The organism is Sphingomonas sp. UYAg733 (genome assembly GCF_054057355.1).
This window is the reverse complement of the sequence record NZ_JBSRZE010000015.1, coordinates 55272-69469: the sequence shown is the minus strand read 5'-3', so window position 1 is coordinate 69469 and position 14198 is coordinate 55272. Positions and strand designations below refer to the sequence as shown.

Genomic DNA, 14198 nt, shown 5'->3' with positions numbered 1-14198 from the left:
TGACCGGCCCCGATCGGGCCGGCCATTAGTCTAGTCCGAAATTCCTTACCCGCCGCACGAATCGGCGATGACGGACAGCCCGCCATCGACGCGCGCGGCGGCATTGCCCAGCGGCTCGGCTTGCGTGCCGCTGGGCACGGAAATGGCATGCGATCCGGCACCGTCGTCGATATCGAGCACGGTCCGCCCGGCATCGTCGCGGCCCGCGAAATTGCCGACCTTTGACCAGTCGATCGTCGTCGTGTTGTCGGTCGTGGTGAACACCGTCTTACACCGTCCGGACAGCTTGAAATCGGTGATGCGCTTGCCGTCGATCTGGCCAGCCGCGACGAAGATGTCGTGCAGCACAGCGGCGCCGGTACGGTTGGTGCGATCGATCGTCGGCGCGTCGTCCTGAGCCGGCGTGGCAGCGGGCGCCAGATCCGGCGCCACCGTCGTGTTCAGCTCTATGCCAGTATCGGCATTGGCCGCCGCATCCGCCGTCGTCGGGCCGCAGGCCGAGATCGTCAGGATGCCGGCCAGAGCGAGCAGGGGGCGGGTAACGATCATTTATACTCTCCATACAGGAATATCTTGCTCTCGGCGTCGCGCCTGACGACCAGGCTGCGAATTCGTTCGCCCTTCGAATAGACGTGACGCTTGATCTCGACCATCGCCTCGTGCGGCTTTGTGTCGTTGACCAGTTTTGTCGTCGTTTTCCATCCGCCACCCGGATTGTAGGCGTAGGACACCAGCGCATCGAATTCATTCTGGTGCAACTGGATCGTAATCGCCCGCTTCACCCGTGCCTCGTAATGCGGCAGGATATGCTCCAGCAGCGCTTCCTGCTGTTCGCGGGTGAGGTTGAGGAGCGCCTTGTTGTCGCGCACGAAATTATGCGCGGCGGTGCCGGACAGGCCGGCGCCCTGGGCCGCTTGCGCAGCGGCGGCGGGCGGCACCTGGACCGCCTGCAGATCGGCCTGCACGGACGCGCGGCTGCGGTCCTTCATATCGTAGCCCGGCCCGATCGTGACCCCGCTGCCCGACGATGGATGATGCAGCTTGTTGCTCACCCCGTTCTGCGCCTCGTGATCGTAGATGAATCGCCGCCCGAGCCGTGACATGTGCATCCCGGCAACGGGCGATACGACGCCCGGTGGCATCGGGGCGGTGCGGGCGCGCTCGCGCGCCGCATCCACGGCGGCTTTGAGCGGCCCGGCATCGCCGCGCCCGGCGGCGATCGGGCGCGATGTCGCGGTGGCGGCGGCATTGGCCGTGCGCACTGCGGCGGACCGCGCGGAGGGGATGGGCACGCTGCGGGTCGCGCCGCCGATCGAGGTGCCGGTCAGCGCGCCCATCGTCATCGGGCCGGCGACCCCGTCCGGCGGGTACAGCCCGTTGCGGCGCTGGCTCAGCCGTACCGCGCGTTCGGTTTGCGGCCCGAACACGCCGTCCGCGCTCAATTGCGGTTCATAGCCACGCAACAAATTCTGTAACGTCCTGACGTCTTCGCCGCGGCTGCCGACACGTAGCATCTGCATGTTCGTCTCCCCTGAGATTGATCGAGAATGCCGGGCGTTGGGGCATTCGGCAAGCACCCATAGGGACCGAATATTACAAGTCGTCGCGCCGCAAGCCCGCTTCACAGCAATAGTGCCGATATGAAATAGTAGCTGCAGAATTAACCGTCCAACCTGTTCAATGGCTGATGATGCGGCTACTGACCGTAACGGAATCGCACGTCGTTTACCGACCGAACAGGGGAGTTCGCATGGCCGAATTGACGTTTGAGGGAAGGGTTCACGCCTTCCGTGCACTGGGCGGCAACGCCGCACAACGGTATGACGGGGCACGCTGAGCGCATGTATCGTTTGGTTGGGCAAAGCAGGCAGGCCAGTGCCGCAAGGCTATCTAGAGGGCGGAGCGTGGTAAAGCCGACGGCGAGGACGTTATACACAGGTTCAGGTATTGCGCTGGCGGCGGCCTTGCTGCCCGGCGCCGCGGCGGCGCAACAGCAGCCGGCACCACCGCAACCGCAAGTGACGCTGCCTTCGCGGCAGGAGGTCAATCCGCCACTGCCCGAGGCGCGTCAGCCATCGGCGGTCAGCGTGGATGCCAGCAAGGCGGTGGAACTGGCACCGTGTCCGTTCGACGGATCGCCGCTGAAGCTGACGATCAACGCTCTGAACTTCACCCGGCCGGACGGCAGCGCGCTCCAGCCGGAGATCGCTGCCGCTCTGACCCCCATCACGCTGGCCAATGGCGAACAGCCACTAAGCGAAGTGTGCCAGATCCGCGATCGCGCCAATGCCGCATTGCGCAGCGCCGGCTGGGTTGCCTCGGTCAAGATCCCGCCGCAGGAGATTACCGGCGGCACGCTGGACTTGCAGGTCGTAACCGCGCGCATCGTCGAGGTCCGGGTGCGGGGCTCGGCCGGCCCCTATGAGAATATTCTCCGCCGCCGAATCGCGCAGATCCAGGCACTCGATCCGCTCAATGAGCGCGAGGCGGAACGGCTGTTGCTGCTGGCCGGCGACATTCCCGGGCTGGAGGTGCAATTGTCGTTGCGGCCGGCCGGCACCGAACAGGGCGACGTGATCGGCGAATTGACCGTCGCGGCGCGGCGCTACGCGATCCTGGGCAATGTGCAAAACCAGAATTCGCGGCTTACCGGGCGCGAGACGGGCTATCTCCGTGCCGAGGTGTACGGCCTGACCGGCCTTTCCGACGTAACCTATCTCGGCCTGTCCTCGACGGTCGATTTCCAGGAACAGATCGTCGCGCAGGTCGGCCATGTCATGGGCATCGGCGATAGCGGCACCACGCTCGGCGCGCGCTTCACCTATGCATGGTCGCGCCCAGATCTCGGCGCGCTCGATTTTCGCACAAACACGCTGATCGCCGGGTTCGACCTGGCACGGCCGCTGGTCCGGTCGCTGCGGACAAATGTGCGGGCAAGCGGGGGCGTTGATTACGTCAATCAGCGTTCGGTGATCCGCTCGGGCAATGCATCGTTGCCGTTGACGCTGGATAAATTGCGTGTCGCCTTTGTCGGGGTGGATGCCGATCACCGCACGCTGCGGCTGGACGGCAAGACTGCTTTCTCGATCGGCGCCTCGGTCCAGGTGCGCAAGGGCTTCGATATTCTCGACGCCAGCAAACAGGGCTTCCGTGGCGGCATCCTCACCTCGCGGGTGAACGGCAATCCCAGCGCCTTCGTGATGCGCGCATCGGCGGACACGACGATCGCCCTCGGCCCGATCTTCTCGATCGCCGGTCAGGCACAAGGCCAATGGTCGAACGATCCCTTGCTCAATTACGAACAATATTCGGTCGGCAATCTGACGATCGGCCGCGGTTACGATCCGGGCGTCAGCACCGGCGATCGCGCCATCGCCGGGCGCGGCGAGGGGCGCATCGATCTGCCATTGTCGACCCGCATCGGCACGCAGCTGTTCGGCTTTTACGACCATGTCCATCTGCGTAATCTGGACAGCAGCGCGATCGAGCGGTCGCGCACGTTCCGCAGTTATGGCGGCGGGTTGCGCCTGTCCTTGCCGGGCTTCGCGGTGCTCGACATCGCTTATGCTCGTCCGCTCGACAAGGTGTCGGAACTGGACCGGCGTCGTCCGCCGAACCGAGTGCTCGTATCGCTCACCGCGCAGATATTCGATCGCGCACGGTGATCATCGACACGCTTGACTAGTTGATACGGTTAGCCTCGTTACGGTGAAGACAGGGAATCCTCCATGCTGAAGTCCATGCATCGCCGTACCGTCCGCCGCTCGCTGGCGCTGACGACCGCGCTCGCCGGTGGATGCCTGATCGCAGGTGCCAGTGCCGCGCAATCCTTGCCCACGCCGGGCGATGCCACGACGGCCGGGCTTATCCTCGGCCTGGCGCCGGTCATCACGCCGGCGGGAACCACGCTGAACGTCGACCTTCGCGCGGTCGGTACGATCATCGACTGGGACGGTTTCAACGTTCCGGGCGGGTCTACGATCGCCTTCAACGACGCCAGGGTGCTCCCGATCCCGAACAATATCGCGGTGCTGAACCGCGACGTTTCCGGCACCAGCTCGACGATCAACGGCGCGATCACCTCCGATCCTAATGTCGCGGTGTGGATCTATAATTCGCACGGAATTCTCATCGGCGGCGGTTCCCAGATCAACACCGGATCACTGGTCCTAACGACGCTCGAGCCCAACCAGAACGATTTCCTGCTCGGCAATGGCTACCGCCTGGCCGGTGCGTCGAATCTGACCAATGGCATTACCGTGCAAACCGGCGCACGCATCTCGGTCCAGGGTGGCAATCGCGGGTTGATCCTAGTCGCGCCGAAGATCGAATCCAACGGTATCTTGACGGCGACCGACCAGGACGTGGCGTTCGTCACTGCTACCGATGTCACGCTGAACTACAATACCGGCAGCCCGCTGTCGGTCGTGCTCCACAAAGGTACGTCGGTCGGCGGCGCAAGCCAGATCGTGCGTGGCAAGGTGAGCGGGCAGAACGTGATCTTCGCGCTGGCATCACGCGCATCGGTCACCGACGCGCTGCTCAATATCTCGGCTGAAGTATCGACCGCATCGAGCTCCGATCGCGGCATTGTGCTGGTTGCGGGCAAGCCATCATCGACGGTGGGGGGGGTGACGATCGGTAACGACGCCGCCGACACTGGTGGCGTCGTTGATGTCGCGGTATCCAACACGTTGACCAGCGCGGCCAGCAATACGGACGTGATCGTGGCGGGCAGCGGAGACGTGTCGTTGGCGCGCGCGTTGCTGGCCGGGCGTGACGTGAAGGTCGCCGCTGGCGGCCTCGCCAGCGTGGCCGATGCCGTCACCGCCGGGCGCGATTATGCGGTCACGGGCATCGGCGTGAAGTTGGGCGGTGGCACGGCACCGTTGCTGCAACAGGCGGTCCGCGACGTGAGTATCACCGCCGATAACGGCAATTTGACCGGGCTTGGTGCGCTAACCCTGCTGTCAGATTCCAATGGCAATAATAACGGCGCGCTGACGCTTGCTACCACCGGCACCAGCGCGGGCGACATCATGTTCGGCCCGTCAACGCACCTCCGGGGCGGATCGGATGGCGAGACGGATGTGCGTATCCGGGTGCGATCAGCGGCGAATGCGATCACGCTGGGTGACGTTACCGGCGGCGCGCTACTCGGGACGATCGGCACGGCGGGCTTCACCACCGGCCTGTCGGTCGCGAGCGCGCTGAACGTCGGCGATCTCGATATTGGCGACACGATCTCGTTGAAATCGGCTGCGCTAACCGCTGGCAACCTCGAATCCGGCGGAGCGATCACGCTGAACGCCGGCGGTGCCCTGACGGCGAGTTCGATCGACGCCCGCGGCTCGGTGACCTTATCCGGCACCTGGGGAACCACGATCGGCGGCATCGTCGCCGCGCGCGACAGCTCCAGCAACATCCAGATCATGCGCACCGGCGGGGTCGCGATTGGCGGCGCCATCACGGCGGGTCGTGACCTCACGATCGGCTCCACCGCGACGCCGACCGCATCGATCAGCACTTCGGGCGCGTTGTCCGCGCGCAATATCTCGCTCGTCACCACCAGCGCACAGGCGCTGAACAATACGATCACCGCACGCGGCACGCTGGACATCACCGCTGGCACAACGCTGACGCTGCCCGGCGTGGTACGCGCCACGGGCAGTATCTCGCTGCGCGCCGCCGGCATACAACTCGTCGATGTTACCAGCACCGACGGCACACTGACCGCGCTGGCAGGCGCGGGAGGGTTGCGCGGCACCACCATTGCCGGTGCCCGGCTCGGCGCCGAAAACGCCCTCACGGTCACCGCGACCGGCGGCGCCCTCGATATCGCGCAGGGGATATCAGATCGCAGCACGGTCAGCCTGACCGGCACCGGGATCGTCGCCCGGATACTCGGCGCCGGTGGCGATGTCGTCGTCGATGGCGGGCAATCGGCCGTCACGCTGCCCGGCGCTGTGACGGCGGGCGGCGCCTATCGCGTGACCGGCGGCACGGTAACCTTGGGTGGTACCGGCACCGTCCCCGTCATCCAGGCGGCGAACGGCCTGGTCACGGTCATCGGCGGTGCGGGCGGGATCACCGGGGTCGGCGAACTCACAGTGCGCTCGAACAGCGACGGCGCTGGCACTGAGGCTTTGACGCTCGCCATCGTCGATACCGCGCCGAACGGCGCGATCGCCTTCTCGACCAACTCGACCCTGCTCGGCGGAACGGCGCGTCAGTCCGATGTGCAGATCCGCTCGGGCAGCTCGGACAGCAGCGTCACCCTGGGTAATGTCGTGGCACGCGGCCTGCTCGGCGCGGTCGCCACGGGCGGATTTGGCGATGGCCTAGTCCGTAATCGTGCAATCAAAGTCGGCAATGTTCGCCTGAGCCGCGCGCTGCTGCTGAACGGCACGGGCGTGAGTGCCGGTAACCTGCTGTCCGACGCGGCGATAAGCGTGATCTCGGCCGGGCAACTGAGCGCCAGCTCGATCGATGCCGGCGGCAATCTGGTGCTGAGCGGCACCGGCGACACGATGATCGGCGGCCTGGTCCAGACGCGTGGCGCCGGGCGGAACATCACGATCGACCGCGACGGCGATCTGCGCATCGGGAGCCTGCAAGCCGGCGGCGCGGTGGCGATCGGCGGCACGCTGGCACCCGCGTCACTCGATATCGGCGCGACCGCCAGTGGCGACAGCGTCGCGGCGACTACAACCGGCGCACAGCTCTGGCGCGGCGCGGTCCAGGCCGGCGGCGCGGTGACGCTGTCAGGCGAATCGCTGAGCACGCGCGATGTGCGCTCGTCGAGCGGAGCGATCACGCTGACCAGCACTACCGGCGGGCTTAATAACGTCGTGATCGACGGCAGCGGGCTCGTTACGCTGACCAGTGCCGGTGCGCTGACCGCCTCGTCGGTGCGCGGCGGTGCCGGCGTGCGCGGCACGGCGACGGGCGCGGTCAACATCGCGGGCACGGTCGATGGCGGCACGAACGGCGTGATACTGACCGGGCAGTCGCTGGGCCTGGCTGCCGTGCGCGCTACTGGCGGCGTGGTGACGCTCACCTCCACCAATGGTGCGCTGCAGGCAGGGGCAATCGACGGCAGCGGTCTCACGACCTTGAACAGTTCCGGTGCGCTGACCGCAGCGGCGGTGCGCGGCGGTGCCGGCGTGCAGGTGACTACGGCTGGCAACCTCACGATCGGCGGGCTGGTCAATGGCGGCGTCGGCGGCGTGTCGATTATAGCGACGGCGGGCGCGGCAGGCCTGACCGGTGGCGTCAGCGCCGGCGGCGACTATAATGTCACGGCGCAAACGGTGACGCTGGGTGGCACGCAGAGCGCCAATGGGTCGGTCGCGATCAGGTCCATCGCGGGTGCACTGACCGGCCGGCCCGGCCTGATCCTTACCGCCAATGCCAATGGCGTGGGCAACGAGGCGTTGACGCTGGACGCGATCGGCGGCGGCATCGCGCTGAACGCCAACAGCGTGCTGAACGGCGGTCTGGGCCAGCAATCGGCGGTCATGCTTCACTCGGACGGCCCGGTCACACTCGGCGCGGTCAACGCGCGCGCGCTGGCAATCAACGACGGCGTTCGGCTGGCCGACGCGCTCACCACCGGAAACCTGACGCTCACCCAAGGGCTGACCCTGCTCGGCGGCAGCGGCGGTATCAACACCGGCGCAGTGACGATCGGATCGGGCAATCTGGCGATCGATGCGCAGGGCGGCGCAGTGGCGACCGGTATCGTGGCGGTCGGTGGCGCGGTCACACTGACCGGCAGCAGGGTCGATTTCTCGCGGATCACAGGCACGGCGGTAACATTGCGGTCGACCGGCGTCGGGGCGACCGGCATCACCGGCGGCGATATCACTGCCAACGGCGCGATCAATCTCACCGCGATCGACGGCAGCGGCGGCATCACCGCCGGCGCGCTCACCACCAACGCCGCGCTGACGATCTCGTCGGCCGGCACGGTGCTGCTCGGCAGCGCAGTGGCCGGGGCGACGGCAACGATCGCTACGTCGACCAGCCCCGCCGACATCCTGATTGCCGGCGGGCTGACCGCAGGCGACACGATCCGGCTGACCTCGGCGCACGATATCCGCACGCCGTTCATTAAGAGCATCAACGGCGCACTGTTCCTGCTCGCCCCCAATGGCAGCCTGACCGGTTTCGCCCCCGGCACCACGACCCAGCTGACGGCCGGTGCGGGCAGTGGCCTGACGCTGGACATCGGCGATGCGGTGCGGCTCGGCGCGCTGACCGGCGGCCCGATCTTGCTACGGGCAAATTCGATCGAGATCGATTCGATCGACGTCGGCAACAATCTCGTCGATCTGCTCACCGATGCCGGTAGCATCGATATCAATGGCGGCATTCGTGGCGGCACGGTCACCTTGGCATCGACCGGCACAACCAGCATCGCCGGCCCGGTCGTCGCCAGCGGCGTGCTGACGTTGTTGGGCACGCAGGGGCTCAACACCGGCGCGCTCAGCGGCAGCAGCGTTTCGCTGATGTCGGGCGGCGTTATCACCACCGGCGCGATCGTCAGCGGCGGTGCGCTCAATGCATCGGGTACGCGCGTCACACTCGGCGCCGTCACGGCAAACGGGCTGGCGACGCTCGCCGCAACCGGAGGCCCGCTCAGCGTCGACGCGGTCACCGCCAATGGCGGGCTCGATGCCCGCTCGACCGGCGATATCTCGGTCGCGTCTCTCACTGCGTCGGGGGGGGCGGCCGCCATTGTCTCCACCCTCGGCAACGCGCTGCTTGGCGCAACGATGGTGTCGGGCAATCTCGCGGTACAAGCGACCGGCACGACGACACTCATCGACACCATCACCGCTGGTGGCGATTATACCGTGCGCGGCGCCAGCATCGCATTGGGCGGGGCCGGCGTCACGCAGCGCGCCGGCGGGCAGATCGTGATGACTAGCACGAGCGGCGCGATCGCCGGCAGCACCGGGCTGGCGCTGCTCGGCAATATCGCTGGCGGCGGCAGCACGATGCTGATCGATTCGGCTGGCCAGATCGGCTTGAGCGGCACGATCATAGACAATAATGGCGGGGCACTCGGCTTGCGCGCGGGCAGCGGCAACACCGTCACATTCGGCACGATCAAGGCGGGCTCGATCGGCGGGATCGCCCCCATTGCTGTCGGCGGCCTTGGCGCGACCGCCACGTTCCAGCACGACGCGGCCTTTACCGCCGGCGACATCGTCGCGGGAGATATCGGCATCGTCCTGTCGGCTGGCCCGCTGGTGACCGGCATGATCACGACGAGCGGCGCGACGCGCCTGATGACAACCGGCACGATCAGCACGAATGCGATCACCGCAGCGACGATCGACATCAACGCCGGGGCGGCGTTGACCGGCGGCGAATACCGCGCGAGCGGCGCGGCCCGGATTGCCGGCGGCAGCATCGCGCTCGATCGGCTGGTCGCCGGCGGCACCGGTACGATTGCCAGCCAGGGAGCGCTGCGCATCGACAGCGCCAGCGCCGCGGCGCTGACGATCACCGCGACCGGCGATCTCACCGGGCGCACGGCCAGTCGCGCGGTGCTGAACGCTACCGCCGGCAACCTGTCGGTGGAGGGTGGCGCGCTGGTGCGGCTCGGCACCGTCGATACGGCAGGGCAGGCGTTGATCAGCGGCACCGATATCGACATGGCCGGCGGGCTCACTGCGGCGCGCGCTGCGTTGATTAAGGCACGCAACGCGCTGACCGTCGGAGACGTCACTGCAGGTGGCGCGTTGACGCTGGACGCGGGCGGCATGTTGTCGGCCCGGGCGCTGCGCTCGACCGGCGATGCGCTGGTGTCGGCGACGGGCAATGCCGGCATTGCCAGCCTGGATACCAACGGTGCGCTCACCGTTCGCGGCGCCAATGTGACGCTCGGCACCGGGCGGGCGGGTGGAGCGGCACTGATCGAAGCGACCGGGCTCGCCACGCTGGGTCAATTGGTCGCCGGGCCTGCGATCACGATCAGTGCGACCGATGCAGCGATCATTGGCGCGCAGCGCGCGACAGCAGTCGCGTTCGAGAATCTCAGCGGCGATACGACGGTGCTGCGTCTCGGCGACACCAGTGCCAATGACGGGTTCCGTCTTTCCGATGCCGAGATAAAGTTGGTCGAGTCAGATACGCTCACCTTCCGCCAGGGCAGTGGCGCGGTCGAAATCGGCACGCTGGCGTTCGATGCGGATGCCGGGCGGCGCAGCGTCGATATCCTCGGCACCGGGGCGATCGCGGTGCGCGGCGTGGTCAGCGGCGCGGGCGCGGGGCGGCGGTTTCGCCTCGGCGGGGACGCGGCAGATACCGGCATGGCGCGCGAGATCAACGTCGTGGCGACCAGCACGGCGGGCGGGCGGTTATTGTTCGACACCGCAGATCTCGAATTGCGCGGCTCGCGTATCGCGGTCGGCGTGGCGCCGGGCTTTATCGACGGGTTGAACGGTGTGTCATTTGACCAAGTCATCACCGGCTTTGTCGGCAACGCCAATTCGCCGCTCTATAATGCCAATATCGGCGGCGGCTTCTACGATGCGGCGGCGCCGACCACCGTCGCGGCACACAGCCTGACGGTGCGCTATGGCGACTACGCGCTGTTCCAGAATACCGGCGCCGCCGGGCAGAGCAGCGGCGTGGTGCTGGGCGGTACGCCGGGGGCGCCGGTCAGCCCGACACTGACGCTGCTGCCGGCCTCGGCCGACACCAACGCTTTTGCCTTTTTCGGCACGATTAACGGCATTAACGGCACGTCGGCGGCATTGCTCGGCAGCGGCGTGGTGTCGCTCGGCAACGCCAATCTCGCCACGACGCGCATCAATGGCTGCCTGGTCGGATCGGGTGCCGGCTGCCTCGCCGCGATCGTCATCCAGCCGACCTTGCAGGTGTTCGAGACTACGCAACAGGACGTGTTCGGCTCGGTCGAAACGCTTGACGTGCCGTTCGACCCCGTCGTCAGCGGCAGCAACGAGGAGCTGTTGACCGGCTTGGCGACGCTCGGCCCGCGCGCCGCCTGCGACGAAGGCGATGCCGCTTGTGCTGAATCCAAGGAGACGCCCAAGTGATCACCCCTATGCGCGGCCTGCTCCTGGTGGTCGGACTGACGGCGCTGGCGGCTTCCGATGCGGCGGTCGCCCGATTGCCCGATCGGCCCGATACGATCAGCCTTGGTCGCAACGCCGGTGGCGAGCCATGCGTCGCGGCGCGTGCGTGGCGCGATCCGGCCGTGCCCGATGCGTTCGCCCGGTCCTATTCGATCACCTGTCGTGGGGTCAGCGCCAGCCGTCCGATCGGCAACTTCCGTATTGTGTCTGCCACCGATGCAGCGATCAAGCCGATCGAAACCGTGCTGACCTGCAGCCCGGCGCAGGCTGTGACGATCGGTGCCGGCCCGGCCCAGGTGCGGCGCTGCTTCGATACCTTGCTGTCGATCCCGACGGTGCGGATTGATCTGCGGATTGGCAACATGATGCTGATCGGTAACGCCACCCCGGCGCTGGTCGCGCAGCTCGAGGAAGGCCTGGCGATCCTCGGCGGCAAGAAACGGCCCAGCGCGGATATCACGCGCACGGTGACCTCGACGATCGATCTCGGCACGGTGGCGGCGGAGGCTGCGGCGCTGGTCGCGGCGCAGGATCCGGTCGCGTTCAGCGTGATGTCGGCACTGACCGAGGGCATCAACCTCAACCACAAGGGCCAGCACGTCGATGCCTCGCGCGTGCTGAACGACGCGCTCAGCCGCCTGCCGGCCGGTGCCAACCCCGCGATCCGCGCTGAACTCCTGATCGAGGCCGCGCTGGCGGATTCGAATATCCGCTTCCCCGAGGCCGCGCAGGAGCATTTTGCCCAGGCCGATGCGGTGTTCGCCGAGTCGCCCGCCGCGCAGACGCCGTTCCTGCTGCGCAAGCGTGACGCCTATCGCTCGCTGGACCTGATTAACCGGCATGAATTTCGTGCCGCGATTGCCTTGCTCGATCGGCTCGGCCGCGCCGACATCCCGGTCGATCAGCCGCTGATGGATCCCGCCGCACTGCGACAGCTGAACCAGCCACGCACGCGGTCCGGCGATGTCGTCAGCGCGATCGCCGTGCCGGATACGGCGGAACTCGCGCAACTCGTACTGGATGCGCAGGCCAATTGGGCGCGCAGTATCGCATTATTGTCGCTCGGCGATGAAAAGGGTGCCGCGGCGGCGATCGAGCTAGCCGCACGCCGCTATCGTCCGCTGCAGAACGAACGCATCGATCACTCGCAGATCCTGTGGCTGGGCGCCAAGATCGATCGCCAGCGGGCACGGCTGCTGGCGCGGGGCGGTCGCACCGGCCAGGCATTGTCGGCCTTCGACGACGCCTTGTTCGACATGCGTCGCGGTGCGGTTGCGACGGCGGGGACGGGCGCCGAGCCCATGATCGCGCAGGCCCGGCTGGAGCGCGCGGCGATCTTTGCCGGTAGCGGTGCCTCGCATGCGGCGATCCGCGATGAATATGCCCGCGCGATTGATGCGATGATCGATTCGGGTGGCGACACGCTGGCCAGTTCCAACGGCATGGAGGCGTATCTCGATCTGCTGGTCGAGGAAGCCTCCACTACGCCGCGCCCCGATACCTTTGCGCGCTTCTTCCGCGCGGTGCAGGCGACCGGCGAGCCGTCAGTGGCGCGCCAGGTCAATCAGCTCGAATCGGTGGTCACCGCCGATCCCGCACTGGGCGCTTTGGTCCGCGAACGCGCCGATCTGGAGCGTGAGGTCACGCGGCTTCGTTATGCGATCGCTGCCGGTCCCAATGCCGATGTCGCCGAAACGAGCGATGAGAAACTGCAACAGGCGCGCAGTGCTGCTGAACTGCGTCTGCTGGTCGTCGATGCGCTGCTCGCGCAGAATCCGCGCTTCCAGACAGTCGACAATCGCCCCGCCACGTTGGACGAGGTCCGCGGGGCGCTGAAGTCTGGCGAGGTGTTCCTGAAGATCGCCACGCTCAACCGGCGCCTCTACGGGCTGGTCGTCACCCAAGACCGCATGTTCGCCTATGCGATCGCATCGGACGCCGGCTCGAAGACGGCGATAGGCGCCTTGGCCGAAAGCGTGCGCGCGTCGATCGACGGGCGGCTCGATGACGGCAAGCTGGTGCCGTTCGACGATGCCGGCGCCTATGCCCTGTTCCGCCTGATCGCTGGGCCGGCCGAGGCCGTGCTGGCCGAGGCACCGGCACTGGTGGTCGATCCGTCCGGGCCGCTCGAGCATCTGCCGATCGGCGTATTGGTCACGACGTATGACAAGGCCGCGGTCCGACCGTCGCCGTTCGATTTCTCTGCCACGTCGTTCCTCGCGCGCGGGGCGACGATCTCCACCGCGTTGTCGCCGCGCTCGTTCCTCGCCGCGCGCGTCCGCGCTCCGTCGCAGGCAACGCATCCGTTCCTTGGCTTTGGTCAGCATGTCCCACCGGTCGCCGCTGCTGCGATCACCGGGCGGATGATCAACGTCGGCTATTCCTGCTCGGTCGATTTCGGGCGGCTGAGCAATCTGTCGCGCGCTTTCCGCCCGATCAGCGAGCTTGAGCTGACCATCGCTGCCGATGCGCTGGGCGTACCGGGTGCGCCGGTCGTGACCGGCGCGGCATTCACCGATTCCGCGATCGATTCGCGCAGCGATCTCAATGAGTACGAGGTGCTGCATTTCGCCACGCACGGCCTGGAGGAAGGGCAATGGGGCTGCGCGATGTCGCCGCCCGCGCTTGTCACCTCGTTTGGTGGCGCGGGTTCCGATGGCCTGCTGAGCTTTACCGAGATTGCCGGGCTGAACCTCGACGCCAATCTCGTCGTGCTCTCGGCCTGTGATACGGCTAGCGGCGTGCGCAACGAAGTATTGGCGCGCCAATCGGGTCAGGAGGAGGTCGGATCGACGCTGGAAGGGCTGGTCCGCGCATTCCTTACCGCCAATGCCCGGTCCGTGATGGCGACCTATTGGCAGGTGTCGGCAGAGCGCGAGAGCAAGGAATTCATGCGCGTATTCTACGAATCGGGCCGTACCAAAACGATCGGTGCGGCACTGCAGGACGCACAGCGCGACCTGATCGCGCAGCCCGATTACTCGCATCCATTCTATTGGGCAGCGTATTTCCTGGTCGGTGACAGCAGCAAGACGATGCTGACGACGCGGGCCATCGCACCGGTCCTCGCCGCCCGGCGATGAG

General features: G+C 66.9%; 5 protein-coding genes. 3 read left to right on the top strand and 2 right to left on the bottom strand.

Features of this window, described 5'->3' with window-relative positions:
- Positions 1–45: 45 nt before the first annotated feature.
- Both ACVWZA_RS18210 and ACVWZA_RS18205 read right to left on the bottom strand, forming a co-directional pair.
- On the bottom strand, positions 46–549 hold the full coding sequence (locus ACVWZA_RS18210) for a hypothetical protein (RefSeq protein WP_457312773.1): 504 nt from the start codon (positions 547–549) through the stop codon (positions 46–48).
- On the bottom strand, positions 546–1520 hold the full coding sequence (locus ACVWZA_RS18205; RefSeq protein WP_457312772.1) for a glycoside hydrolase family protein: 975 nt from the start codon (positions 1518–1520) through the stop codon (positions 546–548). Before ACVWZA_RS18205 ends, ACVWZA_RS18210 begins: the two co-directional genes overlap by 4 nt.
- 444 nt (positions 1521–1964) lie before the next feature.
- Here ACVWZA_RS18205 and ACVWZA_RS18200 point away from each other — a divergent pair, with 444 nt between their 5' ends.
- From ACVWZA_RS18200 to ACVWZA_RS18190, 3 genes are all read left to right on the top strand, one after another.
- Complete coding sequence (locus ACVWZA_RS18200) at positions 1965–3665, top strand: ShlB/FhaC/HecB family hemolysin secretion/activation protein (protein WP_457312771.1); 1701 nt, start codon at positions 1965–1967, stop codon at positions 3663–3665.
- Positions 3666–3728: 63 nt separating this feature from the next.
- A complete protein-coding gene (locus ACVWZA_RS18195) occupies positions 3729–11075 on the top strand; it encodes a two-partner secretion domain-containing protein (RefSeq protein ID WP_457312770.1) in 7347 nt (2448 codons plus the stop codon).
- Positions 11072–14197, top strand: coding sequence for a CHAT domain-containing protein (locus tag ACVWZA_RS18190; RefSeq protein ID WP_457312769.1), 3126 nt, complete (start codon positions 11072–11074; stop codon positions 14195–14197). The genes ACVWZA_RS18195 and ACVWZA_RS18190 overlap by 4 nt, the downstream gene beginning before the upstream one ends.
- The last annotated feature ends 1 nt before the right edge of the window (position 14198 follow it).